At 67.8% G+C, this 17,433-nt stretch carries 13 protein-coding genes; 1 reads left to right on the forward strand and 12 read right to left on the reverse strand.

Going from position 1 to position 17,433, the window contains the following annotated elements; translation table 11 throughout:
- Nucleotides 1-7: 7 nt before the first annotated feature.
- The 3 genes from AC1RLW_RS29620 to AC1RLW_RS29630 are packed head-to-tail and all read right to left on the reverse strand — an operon-like array spanning nucleotide 8 to nucleotide 4,329.
- Complete coding sequence (locus AC1RLW_RS29620) at nucleotides 8-1,048, reverse strand: ABC transporter ATP-binding protein (RefSeq protein ID WP_062472653.1); 1,041 nt, start codon at nucleotides 1,046-1,048, stop codon at nucleotides 8-10.
- Nucleotides 1,045-3,318 carry an ABC transporter permease gene (locus tag AC1RLW_RS29625; protein WP_493196054.1) on the reverse strand — a complete coding sequence of 758 codons (2,274 nt, stop codon included), beginning with the start codon at nucleotides 3,316-3,318 and terminating at the stop codon, nucleotides 1,045-1,047. Before AC1RLW_RS29625 ends, AC1RLW_RS29620 begins: the two co-directional genes overlap by 4 nt.
- Nucleotides 3,319-4,329: an ABC transporter substrate-binding protein gene (locus tag AC1RLW_RS29630; protein WP_062472650.1), complete on the reverse strand. Its 1,011-nt coding sequence runs from the start codon at nucleotides 4,327-4,329 to the stop codon at nucleotides 3,319-3,321. It abuts the gene before it with no gap.
- Between the two features lie 143 nt (nucleotides 4,330-4,472).
- On the opposite strand from AC1RLW_RS29630, the gene zwf reads away from it, so the two are divergent.
- On the forward strand, nucleotides 4,473-5,945 hold the full coding sequence (gene zwf, locus AC1RLW_RS29635; protein ID WP_062472648.1) for a glucose-6-phosphate dehydrogenase: 1,473 nt from the start codon (nucleotides 4,473-4,475) through the stop codon (nucleotides 5,943-5,945).
- A gap of 21 nt (nucleotides 5,946-5,966) precedes the next feature.
- Here the strand turns inward: zwf and ygiD are convergent, their stop codons facing one another.
- From ygiD to AC1RLW_RS29680, 9 genes are all read right to left on the reverse strand, one after another.
- Nucleotides 5,967-6,872 carry a 4,5-DOPA-extradiol-dioxygenase gene (ygiD, locus tag AC1RLW_RS29640; RefSeq protein WP_493196055.1) on the reverse strand — a complete coding sequence of 302 codons (906 nt, stop codon included), beginning with the start codon at nucleotides 6,870-6,872 and terminating at the stop codon, nucleotides 5,967-5,969.
- A 101-nt stretch (nucleotides 6,873-6,973) separates the two neighbouring features.
- Nucleotides 6,974-8,935 carry a glycosyltransferase family 2 protein gene (locus AC1RLW_RS29645; RefSeq protein WP_493196056.1) on the reverse strand — a complete coding sequence of 654 codons (1,962 nt, stop codon included), beginning with the start codon at nucleotides 8,933-8,935 and terminating at the stop codon, nucleotides 6,974-6,976.
- On the reverse strand, nucleotides 8,932-9,978 hold the full coding sequence (locus AC1RLW_RS29650; protein WP_070059997.1) for an ABC transporter ATP-binding protein: 1,047 nt from the start codon (nucleotides 9,976-9,978) through the stop codon (nucleotides 8,932-8,934). Before AC1RLW_RS29650 ends, AC1RLW_RS29645 begins: the two co-directional genes overlap by 4 nt.
- On the reverse strand, nucleotides 9,975-11,045 hold the full coding sequence (locus AC1RLW_RS29655; protein WP_062472640.1) for an ABC transporter ATP-binding protein: 1,071 nt from the start codon (nucleotides 11,043-11,045) through the stop codon (nucleotides 9,975-9,977). Before AC1RLW_RS29655 ends, AC1RLW_RS29650 begins: the two co-directional genes overlap by 4 nt.
- A gap of 20 nt (nucleotides 11,046-11,065) precedes the next feature.
- Nucleotides 11,066-11,977 carry an ABC transporter permease gene (locus AC1RLW_RS29660; protein ID WP_070059999.1) on the reverse strand — a complete coding sequence of 304 codons (912 nt, stop codon included), beginning with the start codon at nucleotides 11,975-11,977 and terminating at the stop codon, nucleotides 11,066-11,068.
- 77 nt (nucleotides 11,978-12,054) lie between these two features.
- Nucleotides 12,055-13,635, reverse strand: a complete 1,581-nt coding sequence (locus AC1RLW_RS29665) for an ABC transporter substrate-binding protein (protein ID WP_070060000.1) — start codon at nucleotides 13,633-13,635, stop codon at nucleotides 12,055-12,057.
- A gap of 31 nt (nucleotides 13,636-13,666) precedes the next feature.
- Nucleotides 13,667-14,941 (reverse strand): M20 aminoacylase family protein, encoded by a 1,275-nt coding sequence (locus AC1RLW_RS29670; RefSeq protein WP_070060001.1) that lies wholly within the window; start codon nucleotides 14,939-14,941, stop codon nucleotides 13,667-13,669.
- A gap of 1 nt (nucleotide 14,942) precedes the next feature.
- Nucleotides 14,943-15,923: an ABC transporter permease gene (locus AC1RLW_RS29675; protein ID WP_056573001.1), complete on the reverse strand. Its 981-nt coding sequence runs from the start codon at nucleotides 15,921-15,923 to the stop codon at nucleotides 14,943-14,945.
- Between the two features lie 184 nt (nucleotides 15,924-16,107).
- Entirely contained in the window at nucleotides 16,108-17,331 is a 1,224-nt protein-coding gene (locus AC1RLW_RS29680; RefSeq protein WP_070094987.1) for a porin, read from the reverse strand.
- Nucleotides 17,332-17,433: the final 102 nt, after the last annotated feature.

Below are 17,433 nucleotides of genomic sequence, written 5' to 3' on the forward strand. Positions count from 1 at the left end.
CATTGTTTCATGCGCCGGGCACCACGCTCACGCCATGGGTTCCGAGCGACAGGGTGGTCTGCGTGCCGGCCGCCAGCGGGCGCGACAGGTCGGTCGAAACCACGAAGACCGGCCCCAGCGGGGTGTCGAAGCCGTATTCGTAGAAGCTGCCCAGGTACGCCGACTTGCGCAGCGTGGCGGGCAGGCCGTCGAGCGCGCCGATGTCCCAGGCCTCGGGCCGCACCGCCACCTTCACCGTGCCGGGCGCCACCGCGTAGCGCGGCTGCAGCCGCAGCGGGCCGAGCGTGACGCTGCCGTCGGCCTGTGCCACGGCCGGGAACACCATCGCCTCGCCCATGAAGCCGGCGACGAACTCGCTCTCGGGCCGGCCGTAGAGCTGCTCGGGCGTGCCGCGCTGGGCGATCACGCCGTGGTCCATCACGATGATCTGGTCGCTCACGGCCAGCGCCTCGCTCTGGTCGTGCGTCACGTAGGCCACGGTGAGCTTCAGGCGCTGCTGCAATGAGCGGATTTCCTCGCGCATCTCGCGCCGCAGGCGGGCATCGAGATTGGACAGCGGCTCGTCGAACAGCAGCACCGCCGGCTCGAGCACCAGCGCGCGCGCCAGGGCCACGCGCTGCTGCTGGCCACCCGACAGCTCGCTGGGCAGGCGCTCGTCGAAACCGACCAGGCCCACGCCCCTGAGCGCCTCGCGCGCGCGCACCGTGGCTTCGTCCTTCTTCACGCCGCTCATGCGCAGGCCGTAGCCCACGTTCTCGATCACGTTCATGTGCGGGAACAGCGCGTAGCTCTGGAACATCATGCTCACGTTGCGCTCGCCCGGGCCGAGCGTGGTGACGTCGCGCCCGCCCATGAAGATCGAGCCCGAGGTCGGCGATTCGAGCCCCGCGATCATGCGCAGCGTGGTCGTCTTGCCGCAGCCCGAGGGGCCGAGGATGGTGGTGAGCGTGCCCACGGGCACCTCGAAGCTGATGCCCTTGACGGCCATCGGCCCGTTCTTGTCCGTGCCGTAGCGCTTGGTGACGTTGCGGAATTCGATACCGTTCATGCTGCCAGGCTTTCCATTTTGTGATGTCCCTCATGCGGGGGCACTGCCCCGCGCCGCCCCAGCTTGCGCTCCCCCACCACGAACTGCACCAGCGCAATGGCCAGCGACATCAGCACCATGAGCACCGTGCAGTAGGCGAGCGCGATGCCGTAGTCGCCGTTGCCGACGCGGCCGATGATGTAGGTGGTGGCCAGTTCGTTCTCGGCCGTGACCAGGAAGATCACCGCGCTCACCGTCGTCATGGCGCGCACGAAGCTGTAGACCAGCGCCGCCACCAGCGCCGGCTTGAGCAGCGGCAGCACCACCTTGAACAGCGTCTGCGACGTGGACGCGCGCAGCATCAGCGAGGCCTCGTCGAGCGAGCGGTCCAGCTGCTTGAAGGCGGCCGTGCCGGCCCGCACGCCCACCGGCAGATTGCGGAACATGAAGCACAGCACGATGATGAGCCCCGTGCCCGTGAGCTCGAACGGCGGCACGTTGAAGGCCAGGATGTAGCTCACCCCCAGCACCGTGCCCGGGATCGCAAAGGCCAGCAGCGCGCCGAATTCGAAGGCGCCCTGCCCCTTGAACTCGTTGCGCGCCAGCAGCCAGGCAATGAGCAGGCCCAGCGCCGCGGTGATCGGCGCCGAGATGCCGGCCAGTTTCAGCGTGGTGATCAGCGAGTTCCACGCCGTACCGGCCCACACCAGCCCGAACTGGCCCCACTCCAGCGCGAAGGCGCTCTTGAAGTGGTTGAGCGTGAAGCTGTAGTCGCGGCCCCAGGTCTGCACGAAGCCGCCCGCGAAGGCGAACAGGTAGACCACGGCGGTGAATGCGATCCACGGCAGCGCGATGCACTGGATGGTGCGGCGCACGCCGTCGGGCAACGGCATCGCGATGCCGGCATCGCCCTTGCCGCTCACCGTCGTGTAGTTCTGCTTGCCGAGCAGGCCGCGCTGCAGCGCGAACACGCCGAGCGCGAACAGCGTGAGCACCCAGGCCAGCGACGCGGCGCGGCCCTGGTCGTACTGCGCGCCGACGATGGCGAAGAAGATGTCGGTCGACAGCACCGAGAACTGCCCGCCCACCACCACCGGGTTGCCGAAGTCGGCAATGCTCTCGATGAAGCCGACCAGGAAGGCGTTGGCCAGCCCGGGCTTGAGCAGCGGCAGCGTCACGGTGAAGAAGGCGCGGCGCCGGTCGGCGCGCAGCATCTGCGCGGCTTCTTCCAGGCTGGGCGCGATGCCCTGCACCACGCCGCGCATGATCATGAAGGCGATGGGCGTGAAGGCGAACAGCTGCGCCACCAGCACGCCCGGCATGCCGTAGAACCAGCGCGTGGGCTCGATGCCGAACACGTTTTCGAGCACCTGATTGACGATGCCGGCACGGCCGAACAGCAGGATCAGGCCCAGGCCGACCACGAACGGCGGCGTGATGATCGGCAGCAGCGCCAGCACGCGCAATGCGCCCTGCCCGCGCCGGCTGCCGCGCTCGGCCATCAGCGCCATCAGCGTGCCCAGGAAGGTGGTGCCGGCGGCCGTGAGCAGCGCCAGCACCAGCGTGTTCCAGGCCACGCCGCAGCGCACGCCGCCCGCCAGGCAACCCAGGCCCCAGATGCGCTCGGTGAACACACGCGCCGCGAAGGCCGCGATCGACCACTGCCCGTCTTCGTTGAAGAAGGCGCCCGACAGCGCCCGGCTCACCGGGTAGGCGATGAACAGCGCCATCAGCACGCCGCAGCCGACCACCGAGGCGGACACGAACAGGTCGCCCTTGAACAGGCCGAGCCGCGCGACGCCGAAGGCCGCCAGCAGCACCAGCGCCGTGAGCGCCACGAAGCCGCCCGCGCCGATGCCGAACTGGTTGACGGCCAGTTCGCCGAACTGCGTGTTGAGCGCCGCAACGCTCCAGCCGCGCGCGCCGATGGTGAAGCCCGCCACGGCCAGGCCGATGGCGCCGATTGCGCCACCCACCAGCAGCCAGCGCCCCTGCGCCTTGCCGGCGGGCAAGGCCGCGCCGACAGCGCACAGCAGCAGCCCGGCCAGCCCGATGAAGAGCCAGCTGCGGCCCTGCGTGGCCGCCTGCATCAGGCCGTTGGCGCCCTCGGCTTGGCCGAAGACCTGCGGAACGGCTTCGTACCAGGTCGCATCCTGGATCGCATACCAGGGCAGCACGAGGTAGGCCGCCAGGCCCAGCACGACCCAGGCCCAGATCCATCGCCGCGCGCGCCGGGCGGCGGCCAGGGACGCCGGGTTGGCCGGCGCGCCTTCGTTGGAACGCGCCTGCACTTAGCGCGGCAGCGAGTTGACGTCTTTTTCCCAGCGCGCGATCAGGCGGCGACGCTCGGCGCTGGCGCCGTACTTGGCGTAGTCGTAGTTGATGAACTTGATCTTCTTGAAATCAGGAATGCGCGGGTCGAGCTTGGCGCTCGCGTTGCTGGGCAGCTGGAACTGCTTGTTGGCGGCGCCCAGCTCCTGCGCGGCGGGCGTGAGCGCCCATTCGTAGAACTTCTTGGCCGCATCGAGGTTGCGCGCGCCCTTGATGACGCTCATGGAGCCGATCTCGGCGCCGGTGCCGTCGCTGGGCGTGATGGTTTCGACGGGGAAGCCCTGCATCTTCTCGCCGGGGCCGTCGTGCACGAAGCTGATGGAGATCGCGGTTTCGCCGCGCGCCACCGCCTTGATCGGGCCGGTGCCCGAGCGGGTGTACTGGCCCACGTTCTTGTGCAGCGCCTTGAGGTAGTCGAAGGCCTTGTCCTCGCCCATGAGCTGCACCAGCGTGGCGATCATGGTGTAGGCCGTGCCGCTCGACGCGGGGTTGGCCACCTGGATGTCGCCCTTGTACTCGGGCTTGAGCAGGTCGGCCCAGGTCTTGGGCACGGGCAGCTTCTTCTTGGCCAGCAGCTCGGGGTTGTAGCCGAAGCCCAGCGGGCCCGAGTAGATGCCCACGGTCTTGTAGCCCGACTGCTTGGCCTGCTGCTGGGCCCAGGGATGCAGCTGCGTGAGCGTGGGCGACTTGTACTCGAGCGTGAGCCCCTGCTCGGCCGCCTGCAGGTGCGGGTCGCCCGTACCGCCGAACCAGACGTCGGTCTTGGGGTTGTCCTTCTCGGCGATGAGCTGGGCCAGCGCCTCGCCCGAGCCCTTGAGCGCCATGTTGATGCGCACGCCCGTGGTGCGGGCGTAGACGGTGGAGATCACGTTGCACCACTCGGCCTGCACCGAGCAGATGACGTTGACGGTCTGCGCCGACGCGGCGGCCGACAGACCCAGCAGCGCGGCTGCCGTGAAAAGCTTCTTCATTGGTATTCCCCTGCCTCGGCAATAAAAAAAGGCCTCGCGGCCATGGGACAGCGTAGCTTTAGTACAGGTGTGCCGAATCGGTACAAGTACCATCGCGACTGGCACGTTGCCTGCTCGGCATTCAGACAAAGGAAAGTTTTCTCATGAGCTTCGATCTCGTTCTGTTCGGCGGTACTGGCGACCTTGCGTGGCGCAAGCTGATGCCCGCGCTGTTCCAGGCCTTCAGGCACGGCAGCCTGCCGCAGGACGGGCGCATCGTCGGCGTGGCACGCGACGACCTGTCCGACGACCAGTACCGCGAGCTGATCCAGTCGCGCTTCAGCGCCGTCGAGGGCGCCAAGCGCCCCTCCCCCGAGGAGTTCAAGAAGTTCGCGTCCATGCTGCACTACCTGCGCATGGACCTGTCCAAACCCGCCGACTACGCCAGCCTGGCCGACCTGCTCAAGCAGCGCGACGCCAAGACGGTCGTGATGTACGTGGCCACGGCGCCCGCGCTCTTCACGCAGGTGGTCGAGCAGATCGCCGCCGCCGGGCTCAACGGCCCACGCACCCGCGTCGTGCTCGAGAAGCCGCTGGGCCACGACCTGGCCTCCAACCGCGCGATCAACGCCGCGGTGGGCAAGGTGCTCGAGGAGAAGCAGGTCTTTCGCATCGACCACTACCTGGGCAAGCCCTCGGTGCAGAACCTGTTCGCGATGCGCTTCGGCAATGCCCTGTTCGAGCCCATCTGGCGCCGCGAGCACATCGCCAACATCCAGATCACCATGGCCGAGGACCTGGGCGTGGAAAAGCGCGGCGCCTTCTACGACCAGACCGGCGCACTGCGCGACATGGTGCAGAACCACGCGCTGCAGCTGCTGTGCGCCGTGGCCATGGAGCCGCCCATCAACGCGCACGCCGACGCCATCCGCGACGAGAAGCTCAAGGTGCTGCGCGCCCTCAAGCCCTGGACGCCCGAGAGCCTGGGCCTGCACGCGGTGCGCGGCCAGTACACGGCCGGCACGGCCTACGGCGAGCGGGTGCAGGGCTACCGCGACGAGCCGGGCGTGAACCCCGACAGCCGCACCGAGACCTTCGTGGCGCTGCGCACCGAGATCGCCAACTGGCGCTGGGCCGGCGTGCCCTTCTACATCCGCACCGGCAAGCGGCTGGCCTCGCGCGACGCGCGCATCGAGGTCAACTTCCGCCCCACGCCGCACGCCATCTACCGCGCACCGGCGGGCAACGTGAACAAGCTGGTGATCAACCTGCAGCCGAAAGACGGCCTGGAGCTGCACATGCTCGCGCAGGCGCAGGACAACCGCCAGCGCGGCGGCAACGGCCACGCCAGTGCCGCGCAACTGGCGCCGGTGCAGCTCGACCTGGACTTCGACAAGCGCTTCGGCGCCGAGCGCGTGGGTGCCTACGAACGCCTGCTGCTCGACGTGATCGACGGGCGCCTCAACCTGTTCGTGCGCAGCGACGAGCAGGAAGAAGCCTGGCGCTGGGTCGAGCCGCTCATCGACTCCTGGGAATCCGACGGCGGCCCGCGCCCCTATGCGGCCGGCACCTGGGGCCCCAGCGCGTCGAGCGCCATGATCGCGCGCGACGGCTTCGCCTGGGGCGAAGAGCAGTAGGACGCCAAGACTGCGCTGTCTTCAACCGAACTGAAGGCAGCGCATGCCGAGCGTGCCCGACTGGAAGCCTTCGTAGACCGTCTTCGCACGCTCGCCCGGCGCCGCAGCGCCCAGGGCATACAGGAAGGGAAAGTAGTGGTCCGGCGTGGCCACGGCGGTTGACGCCCCTTCGAGCTTCTCGTAGCCGATCAGCGCGCGGTCGTCCCGGCCGGCCAGCGCGGCCTTCACCGCCTCGTCGAACGACTGCGCCCACGGGCGGCTGGCCTTGAGCCCATCGGGCGTGCCGCGGTCGGTGGCGCGCAGGTTGTGCACCACGTTGCCGCTGCCCATCACGAGCACGCCCTGGTCCCGCAAGGCCGTCAGGTCGCGCCCCACCGCATGGTGGAACGCCGCCGGCTTGTCGTAGTCGATGCTGAGCTGGAAGACCGGCACGTCGGCCTTCGGGTACAGGTGCTTCAGCACGGTCCAGGTGCCGTGGTCCAGCCCCCACTGCTCGGTGGCGATCACCGGCGCGTGCTTGACGGCGCCGATCGCTTCGCGCGCGAGTGCAGGGTGGCCAGCCGCGGGGTACTCGATGTCGAACAGCGCCTGCGGAAAGCCGCCGAAGTCGTGGATCGTCTTGGGCCGCGTCTGCACCGTGACCCCGGTCGCGCCCTGGCTGAGCCAGTGCGCCGACACGCTGAGGATCGCCGTGGGGCGCGGCAATTCGCGGCCCCAGGCGGCGAGGCGGCGGGTGAAGGCGTTGTCCGCCAGCGCGTTCATCGGCGACCCGTGGCCGATGAAGATGACGGGCATGCGGCGCGCAGGTTGAGCGCCGGCCGCGTGCGCGATCTCGGTCATCGACGCGAGCGCGGCGGTCGCGCCCAGCGCCGAGCCCATGAGAAAGCCGCGGCGGCCGAGCAGGCGGGTCATCGGGGTGGAGGTCATCGTGTCAGGGGGTGTGGATTCGGGGCCAACCCGGGACTGTGCAACAGAGTGAGGGCTGGGAAAGTGCGTTTACGCACACCGCCCGGCGCAAGCACCATGGTTCACGGCACGAATGCACGCAGGCGTTCGCCCAGCGGCGCCAGGAAATCGCGCAGCAAGGGCTCGCGCATCAGCGTGTCGAGGTAGCCCGGCGCCAGTCGCCCGTTCTCCGCATACACCGCCAGCACGCGCAGGCTCTCGCCGCGCAACACGGTGGTCGCGTGGACGTCGCCCCGCCGCTCGCAGGCGCCCGCCATGTCGCGCAGCAGCGCCGTGGCATCGTCGGCATCGGGCGCCCATTGCTGGCCGTAGAGCCGGGCCAGCCGCTGCGCATCGGCGGACGGCATGTCGGGGAAGACCAGCGGCAGCAGGCGTTCGCGCACACGGGTCAGCGCCGTCACATCGGTTTCCACGAGTCCCGCAGCGTGGCGGGTCGTCAGTTGGCTGAGACTGATGCCGAGGTTGGCGAGCCGCGCACCGCCGCGCACCAGTTCCAGCAGCAGGCCGAGCCATGCGAACCGGCCGAGCGTGGCGTCGAAGCCCAGCCCGCGTTGCTGAACGCGGGGCAGCGACAGCATCAGGCCGCCCATCAGCAACGGCTGTTCGTGCGGCAAGTGGGCAAGCAGCGCGGCCAGGATCTGGTCGTGCATCTCCGGCAGGCGCTGCGTCGGCGGTTCTGCGCCGCCGTCGCGGGTGTACCAGGCGCCGACCACCCCGATCTCCGACGACGCCCGCAGGAACGCGGACTGCACCTGCAGGCGCTCGGGCGCACAGCGCACGGTCGGTGCCCACAGCGCCAGCGCATCGCCGTGCGCCTGCATCAACCCCCATTGCGCGGCCGCCGCCCAGCCCATCGGGACGGGCGCCTGCAACAGCAGCAGCCCGGCCAGCCGCGGGTCGGCGGTCATCCGCGCGCGAACCACGTCGACGGTGGCGTCGGTGGAGTCGTCGTCCACCACGATGAGCTGGTGCGGTGCGAGGCTTTGCTCGGCGATCGATGCCAAAGCCTCCGCGACGTTCGCCTCGTCGTCTCGCGTCACCATCAGGACGGACACCTGCGCGGCAGGCTCAGCCGTATTCCGTGCCTGCTGCCCCACCCATCGCTGCCGAGCCGCCGCAAGGTAGCGCTGCATCGCACCCGCCAGCACCTCATGCTGCGACGGCAAGGATTGCAGCGCCCGCGGCCCGGCGATTTCCAGTGCGCGCCGCCGCGGCGCATCGGCCACCAGCGCGCGCACGCGGTCGACCAGCTCGTCCTTCGTGCACCCTTCGACCGCGTCACGCAGCACCTGCGGAATTTCGGAATGGGGATACAGCTCCGACACCACGGCCTTGCGATGCCGCAGCAGGATCGACAGGCGCGGCAGCTCGACGGTGCTGGAGTGATCGGCCTTGCGCATGTTCAGCCCGACCTTGGCGCGCGGCAGCAAGGCGTCGCGCTGCGCCGGCGTCCAGGCGGTGCCGAAGGGGTAGGCCACCCGCAGCCCCGCAGCCGTCAACGCCTCCAGCACCTGCAGCCGCCGGGGCGTCGTCTCGCCGAAGAAGATGACGTCGATGTCCTGCTGTGCGTCGTCCAGCACTTCGGACTCCGGCAGCAGCGGCGTGGCCAGCGGCTCGAAGCCCGGCCCCACGTAATCCGACCGATGGATGCCTAGCGCCGGGTGGTGCACCATGTTCTCGAGGCTGTACTCCCACACATGGGCGCGCTGCAGCAGCCGTTGGTAGCCGGGCATCTCCGCGAGCAACGCGAGCAGGGCCGGCTCGAAGTTGACGACGATCGCGTTCGGCGGCAGCTCGTCGTCCGAGGGCAGGCTCAGGCCCATCGCGAAAAAGAAGAGGTTGATGTCCTCGTTGTCGACACCCGGGCCCGGGGCGATGCTTGTGGTGTAGCCGAGGCGTTCGCAGGCGAGGCGAAAGCCCTCCATCACCTCCCGCACGTTCTCGTTGCCCAGCGAGCAGAGGCGCAGGTGCGGCCGGTACGGAAAGTCCGTCGGCCAGCCCTGCGGGCTGCCGCCTTCACTCACACACGGCCTTCCTCCACCGCATGGCAGGCCACCTGCACGCCCTTCAGGCTCAGCAGCTGCGGCCGCTCGGTCGAGCAGCGCGCATTCGCATGCGGGCAGCGCGGATGAAAGGCGCAGCCGGTCGGCGGATTCAGCGGATTCGGCACTTCGCCCTGCACCGGCGTGCGCGCACGGCCGGTGTGCTTCATCTGCGGGATCGCGTCGAGCAGCATGCGGGTGTACGGATGCTGCGGCTCGGCGAAGAGCTTCTGCTTGTCCGCCACCTCGACCAGCCGGCCCAGGTACATCACGCCGACCTGATCGGCCACATGACGCACCACGGCGAGGTTGTGCGAGATGAACAGGTACGTCAGGCCCTGCTCGCGCTGCAGGTCCTTCATGATGTTGAGCACCTGTGCCTGCACGCTCACGTCGAGCGCCGAGGTGGGCTCGTCGCACACGAGGAACTCGGGCTGCGTGGCGAGCGCGCGCGCGATGGAGATGCGCTGGCGCTGGCCGCCCGAGAACTGGTGCGGGTACTTGCTCATGTCCAGCGGCGAGAGGCCGACCGACTGCAGCAGCTCGCCCACGCGCTGGCGCAGCGCGTCCTTGTCGCTCAGGATGCCGTGCTCGCGCAGCGGCTCGCCGATGATGTCCTCGACGATCCAGCGCGGGTTGAGGCTCGCGTAGGGGTCCTGGAAGATCATCTGGATGCGGCGGCGCAGCTGCCGGCCTTCGGGCGTCTTGAACGCGGCGTGCGCGTCCTGCCCGTCGAACTGCAGGCCGCCGCGCGTGGGCGCATACAGGCCCACCAGCAGGCGCGCCACGGTGCTTTTGCCGCAGCCCGATTCGCCGACCAGCGCGAGCGTCTTGCCGCGCTCGATGGAAAAGCTCACGCCGTCCACGGCATGCAGCAGCACGCGCGGCTTGCGTTCGAGCACGCGGTTGAGCCAGGGCGGCGACACGTCGAAGGTGCGCGCGAGGTCGTGCGCGACCACGAGCGGCTCGCCGGTCTTGGTCTTTGCTGCCGCAGCGTCCTTGCGGGGTTCGATCACGGCGCTCATCGGGTCACCTCCGCCAGGGGTTCGGCCGCCTCGGGCGTGGCGCGCTCGCCGGCCGCCAGGGCGTCGTGGTGCTGCGCGGCGATCTCGGCCTGCCCCGCATGCGGGTCGGCGGCGTCGTGCAGCCAGCAGGAAGCGCGCGTGGCGCCCGCGTGCATCAGCTCGGGCCGTTCGGTCAGACAGCGTGCGAAGGTGCGCGGGCAGCGCGGGTTGTAGGCACAGCCGGTCGGAATGGCATTGAGCCGCGGCATGGCGCCGTCGATCTGGTTGAGCCGTTCGCGGTCGCTCGTCATGTCGGGGATCGACGCCATCAGGCCCGAGGTGTAGGGATGCGCGGGCTGGTGGATCACCTCGTGCACCGGGCCGATCTCGGCGATGCGGCCGGCATACATCACGGCCACGCGGTCGCAGGTCTCGGCGATCACGCCCATGTCGTGCGTGATGAGCATCACTGCCGCACCACGTTCCTTGCAGACCTGCTTGAGCAGCTGGATGATCTGCGCCTGGATCGACACGTCGAGCGCGGTGGTCGGCTCGTCGGCCACGATGAGCTTGGGCTCGGCCGCGAGCGCAAGCGCAATCACCACGCGCTGGCGCATGCCGCCCGAGAACTGGTGCGGGAAGTGGTCGATGCGCTGTTCGGCGGCGGGAATGCCGGTGTCCTGCAGCAGGCCGATGGCACGCTTGCGCGCTTCCGACTCGGTCACGGGCAGGTGGGTGCGGATGGTCTCGATGAGCTGGCGGCCCACGGTGTACAGCGGGTTCAGCGAAGTCAGCGGATCTTGAAAGATCGCGCCGATCTTGCGGCCGCGGATGGGGCGCATCGCATCGAAACCGAGGTTGTCGATGCGTTGGCCTTCGAGCAGGATTTCGCCGCCGGCCACGCGGCCCGGCGGTTCGAGCAGGCCGATGATGGCCGCGCCGGTGAGCGACTTGCCCGCACCCGATTCGCCCACCACACCGAGGATTTCACCGGGCGCGATGTCGAAGGAAATGCGGTCGAGCGCGCGCAGCGTGCCGCGGCGGTTCGGAAATTCGACGACGAGGTCTTTGACCTGGAGCAGCGTCATGAGGCGTTCTCCTTTTCTGTTCAGCGCAAGCGCGGATTCAGCGCGTCGCGCAGCCAGTCGCCGAGCAGGTTCACGCTGAGTGCGATCAGCACCAGCATCAGGCCCGGGAACACCGTGATCCACCATTCACCCGAGAACAGGTACTGGTTGCCGATGCTGATGAGCGTGCCCAGCGAAGGCGAGGTCGGCGGCACGCCGACGCCCAGGAACGAGAGCGTGGCCTCGGTGATGATCGCGGTCGCGACCTGGATGGTGGCCAGCACCATCACCGGCCCCATCACGTTGGGCAGCACGTGGCGCAGCATGATGCGCAGCGGCGCCACGCCGGTGACGCGCGCGGCCTGCACGTACTCCTTGTTGCGCTCCACCAGCGTGGAGCCGCGCACGGTGCGCGCGTACTGCACCCAGCCCGTGAGCGAGATCGAGATGATCAGCACGCCGAAGGCCAGCGACTCGTGCGCGCCCGGAAAGAGCGCGCGGCCGACGCCGGCGATGAGCAGCGCAACCAGGATGGGCGGGAACGACAGCATCACGTCGCACACGCGCATGAGGAAGGAGTCGAGCCAGCCGCCGAAGAAGCCGGCCAGCAGGCCGAGCACCACGCCGACCACGACCGACAGCACCACCGACACCACGCCGACGATCAGCGAGATGCGCGCGCCGTAGATCACGGCCGAAAGAATGTCGCGGCCCTGGTCGTCGGTGCCGAGGATGTATTTGGTGGAGCCTTCAGCGCTCCACGCCGGCGGCAGGCGGGCGTCGCCGAGTTCGAGGGTGGCGAGGTCGAAGGGGTTGTGCGGCGACACCCATCCGGCGAACACCGAACAGAAGACGCACACCAGCGCAATGACGGCGGCGGCGATCGCCACCGGCGAGGTGCGAAAGCTGTAGCCGACATCGCTGTCGAGCCAGCGGGCCAAGTTTTTTTTCATCGTGAAAGCAAAAAAGGAATGGGCCCGCAAGAAGCGGGCCCATGGTCGGGCCGCTCAGGCAGCGGCCCACGGTCGACTTACTTGATGCTCATCCACTTGAAGTACATGAAGTTGTCGGCCAGTTGCACCAGCTCGACCTTCTTGCTCACGCCCCAGGCCAGCGACTGCTGATGCAGCGGCAGGTGGCCGATGTCGTCGGTGTGGACCTTGAAGGCTTCCTTGATCATCTCGTTGCGCTTGGCCTTGTCCGACTCGGACTGGATCTTCTTGGTCAGCTCGTCCAGCTTCGGGTTGCAGTAGGCGCCTAGGTTGAACTGGCCCGTGCCCTTGTCGTCGGGACACGAGGTGAGCGAGCTCAGCGCGTTGTGCGAGTCGTAGGTGGTCGGGGTCCAGCCCAGCATGTAGAAGCTGGTGTCGCGGCGCAGGATCTTCGGGAAGTAGGTGCCCTTGGTCTCGGCCACGAGGTTGATCTTGACGCCGATCTTCGCGAGGTTGGCGGCCACGCTCTGGCAGATCTGGCCGTCGTTGACGTAGCGGTCGTTCGGGCAGTTCATCGAGACTTCGAAGCCGTTGGGGTAGCCGGCTTCGGTCAGCAGCTTCTTGGCGGCATCGACGTCGAAAGGCAAGCGCTTGTCCTGGTCGGCGGTCCAGCCATTGATGCCCGGGCCGACGAGCAGCGCGGTGGGCTTGGAGGCGCCGCGCATCACGGTGCGCTGGATGCCGGCGATGTCGATGGCCTGGTAGAAGGCCTGGCGCACGCGCTTGTCCTTGAACGGGTTCTTGCCCTTCACGTTCGAGTACTGCAGCTCGTCGCGCTTCTGGTCCATGCCCAGGAAGATGGTGCGCATCTCGGGGCCGGTGATGACGCGGGCGTTGGGCGCGGCGTTGATGCGCGCGATGTCCTGCACGGGCACGGGCTCCATCACGTCGACTTCGCCGGAGACCAGCGCGGCCACGCGGGTCGCGGGGTTGGCGATGGGCGTGAACACGATCTCCTGCGCGTTGCCGTCGATCTTGCCCCAGTAGGTGCCGTTGCGCGTGAACACGGTGCGCACGTTGGGCTGGCGTTCGCGCACGCGGAACGGGCCGGTGCCGTTGGCCTTGAACGAGGCGGTGTTCTCGATGCCCTTGCGGCGGTCGACGGGCTTGGTGGCCTGGTTTTCCTCGCACCACTTCTTGCTCATGATCATGGTGAGCGAGATCACGTCGGGCAGGATCGGGAACGGGCCGTTGGTTTCGATTTCGACGGCGAGGTCGCCGACCTTGCGCACGGCCTTGATCTCGCTGAGCGTGGCCTTCATGTCGGAGCCGTCGCCCTGCGCACGCGCGAAGCTGAACACCACGTCGTCGGCGCTGAACGGCGTGCCGTCATGGAACACCACGCCCTTGCGCAGTTCGAAGCGCCACACGTTCGGCGAGGTCTGCTTCCAGCTCGTGGCCAGCAGCGGTGCCAGGCTCAGGTCCTTGTTGCGGCCCACGAGAGTTTCATAGACGTTGGCGGTGACGCTCAGTTGCAGCGACTCGTTGAGCGAGTGCGGGTCGAGCGACAGGGCGTCGCCCTGGTTCGCGATGCGGATGGTCTGCGCGCTGGCGACCATGCTGACGGCGCCCAAGGCGCACAGGACAGCGACCGCAGCCGCTTGCTTCTTGAAACTCATGGGAACACTCCTCGGGTTGAAATCGAACACATCACGGCGCCGCGGTGGCGGCGGCTTTCCCTGGCTGCAGGCTGCGGGTAGCAGCCAGCGGCATGCCCTGCTCGATCAGGCCCGCATGCAATGCGGCGCCCAGCGGCAGGATCTCGTCGTTGAAGTCGTAGCGGCTGTTGTGCAGGAAGGCGCCGCTGCGGGCGTCCTGGCCGATGCGCAGATAGGCACCGGCCTTCTTCTGCAGCATGAAGGAAAAATCTTCGGCGCCCATGCTGGGCTCCAGGTTGCGATCGACGTTCTTCGCGCCGACCAACGCCTGCGCCACGTCGGCCGCGAACATCGCTTCGGGCGCGGTGTTGATCGTGGCCGGGTAGATGCGTTCGTACTTGATCGTCGCGGTCGCGCCAAAGCCGGTGGCAATGGCCGTGCACAGCTCGCTCAGGCGCTGCTCGACCTGCGCCTGCACGCGCGCGCTGAAGGTGCGCACGGTGCCGACCAGCGTGGCCTCGCCCGGGATCACGCTCATCGCGCCAAGGTCGCCGGCCTGCACGGCGCAGATGCTGACGACGGCCGCGTCGATGGGGCGCACGCTGCGCGACACGATGGTCTGCGCCGCGGTGATGATGTGCGCGGCCACCACGACGGGATCGATGGTCTGGTAGGCATGCGCGCCGTGGCCGCCCTTGCCCTTGATCTCGATCGTCACGCGATCGGCCGCGGCCATCATGGCGCCGCGGTTGATGCCGACGGTACCGGCCGGCATCGCGGGCCAGTTGTGCATGGCGTAGACGGCGTTCACCGGGAAGCGGTCGAACAGGCCGTCTTCGATCATCACGCGCGCACCGGCCAAGCCTTCTTCGCCGGGCTGGAAGATCAGCACGGCGGTGCCGTCGAAGTCGCGCGTCTCGGCCAGGTAGCGTGCGGCGCCGACGAGCATGGCGGTGTGGCCGTCGTGGCCGCAGCCGTGCATCAGGCCGTCGTTGGCGGAGCGCCAGCCGAAGTCGTTGTCCTCGCGCATGGGCAGCGCGTCCATGTCGGCGCGCAGGCCGATCATGCGGCCGCTGGCCGTCGACTTGCCGCGGATGACGCCGACGACACCGGTCTTGCCGATGCCCTCGTGGATCTCGTCCACGCCGCAGGCGCGCAGCGCTTCGCGCACGCGGCCCGCCGTGTAGACCTCTTCGAAGCCGAGCTCGGGGTGGGCATGCAGATCGCGGCGAAAGGCCGTGATCTCGGGGTAGAAGCTGGCGATGTGCGCGAAGGCCCGGCCGGAGGCCTGCAGGCGCGGCGTTGCGGCAGCGGTTGCGACACTCACCTCAATGGCCTCCCGCCTTGCCCACGCGCAGCCGGGGATCGACCACGAAGTACAACAGGTCGACCACGAGGTTGATCACCACGAAGATCAGCGCGATCAGGCACAGGTAGGCGGCCATCACGGGGATGTCCGCGAAGGTCACGGCCTGGATGAAGAGCAGCCCCATGCCGGGCCACTGGAACACCGACTCGGTGATGATGGCAAAAGCAATCAGGCCGCCGAGCTGCAGGCCGGTGATGGTCATGACCGGCACCAGCGTGTTCTTGAGTGCGTGGCCGAAGTGGATCGCGCGGTTCGACAGGCCCCGTGCGCGCGCGAACTTGATGTAGTCGGTGCGCAGCACCTCGAGCATCTCGGCGCGCACCAGCCGCATGATCAGCGTGAGCTGGAAGATCGCCAGCGTCACCGCCGGCAGGATGATGTGGTGCCAGCCGTCGGCCTTGAAGAGCCCGCTGGTCCACCAGCCGAACTGCACCGTGTCGCCGCGCCCGAAGCTCGGGAACCAGCCCAGCGTCACGGCGAAGACGAGGATCAGCAGGATGCCGATGAGGAAGGTGGGCAGCGACACGCCGAGCAGCGACACGGTCATGAACACCTGGCTCATGAAGGTGCCACGGCGCAGGGCGGTGTACACGCCCATCGGAATGCCGACGAACAGGGCCAGGGCCGCGGCCACGAGTGCCAGTTCAAGCGTGGCCGGGAAGCGCTCGCCGATCAGGCGCGACACCTTGGCTCCCTGGCGCAGGCTCAGTCCGAATTCGCCTTGCGCGGCGTTGACGAGGAAGTGCCAGAACTGCACGAAGAAGGGTCGGTCGAGCCCCAATGCGGCGCGCATTTCACGGATCTGGTCGGGCTTGGCATCCTGCCCCAGCAGGAACACGACCGGGTCGCCGACATATTGAAAGAGGAGGAAGGCAATGAACGCAACCGCGATCATCACGATCACGGCCTGGATCAGGCGGCGCAGTACAAAGGCAGTCATTCAGCAACAAGAGTGATCGCGGCATGCTAGCAGTGCAAGCAGCGTGCCCGCACGGGGGTTCCCCGGGGGTGGAGGCGCAATTTTTACGAGTGAGAACAGGCGCGCGCCAAAAGAAAAAGCCACCCGGCTTGCGCCGGGTGGCTTTCAGTCTTTCGATTCGAAGCTGGCTTGCGCCAGCATCAAATTAGAAAGCGTGACGGATACCGAAGTCGTAGCCGGTCGAGTTCTTCGGGGTGAAGACACCGCTGTTGATGAAGGCCGGGCCGCCAACGGTCAGGGCTGCACCGTTCTTGTTGCTCACGCGAGCAACGGTAGCGTACAGAGCCGTGCGCTTCGACAGGTTGTGCACGTAGCCGATAGCCAGCTTGTTAGCCTTCGGGTCAGCGATACGCGGCTGGAACAGCACTTGCGGCTGGTTCAGGTCGTACTTGACGCTCGAGTACGAAGCGCGGATCAGGCCAGCACCGACGGGCACGGTCACGCCGAGCAGGTAGCCGGTCAGGTCGGTGTCAGGCGTAGCGCCGACGAAGGGGGTGACTTCGTAGTCGACCTTGTTCTTGACGCGCGACACTTCACCGAACAGCTTCACGGGACCGAAGTCGTACGAAGCGCCCAGGTTCAGCGTGTTGACCTTGTTGGTCACGCCAGCGTAGAACTGGTCACCCGAGGTGCTGCTGCCATAGGCCAGCGCAACGTCCAGAGGACCGTTGGCGTAGCCGAAGCGGCCACCGACGTAACGACCGGTGCGCGAGTTGTTCGCGACGTTAGGCGTAGCGGTACCAGGGCTGAACTTGTCCTTCTCGTGGAAGCCGTACTGCACTTGGCCGTAGAAGCCGCCCAGGTTCGGGGGCAGGAAGTAGCCGATGGTGTTGCTGGCGCGAACGTAGTTCGGGTTGCCACCAAAGCCACCCGAACCGCCGGTGGTGTTGAAACCGCTGGCCGTCGAGATCAGGTTGGTGCCAACACCGTTGGTGCCGAACGGATCGAACACGGTGTCGTTCCAGAACGTCGGGGTGTAATCACGGCCCAGACGAACTTCACCGAAACCACCCGACAGGCTCACGGTCGAGCGACGAGCGAACGTCGAAACGCCAGTTGCGCCGTCGTCGTTGGTGATCGGGGCTTCGAGCCAGAAGCTGGCTGCCAGGCCACCACCCAGGTCTTCCGTACCACGGAAGCCCAGACGGCTGGAGTTGTAACCCGAGTTAGCCAGAGCCGTGCGGCTGACCTTGACGCTGCCACGGTTCAGGTAGAACGGGTTCAGGAAGGTGGCGCCGTTCAGGTCACGCGAGGTGGACGAGTAGCCGCTGATCGACGCGTCGACCACACCAAACAGCGTGACGGACGACTGAGCCGAGGCAACACCGGCAACAGCCAGGGCAGCCAGAGCAACTAGAGATTTTTTCATTGCAAGTTTCTCCAAGGTTAAACATAGGGCTCCGGTGCGAAGGGCTCACCGTGACTGGCACTTTTGTGCTCCCACCGGACCCCGGGCCAACCTCCTTTTGGG

The sequence above is a fragment of the Variovorax sp. GW822-FHT04A09 genome, from assembly GCF_058801005.1.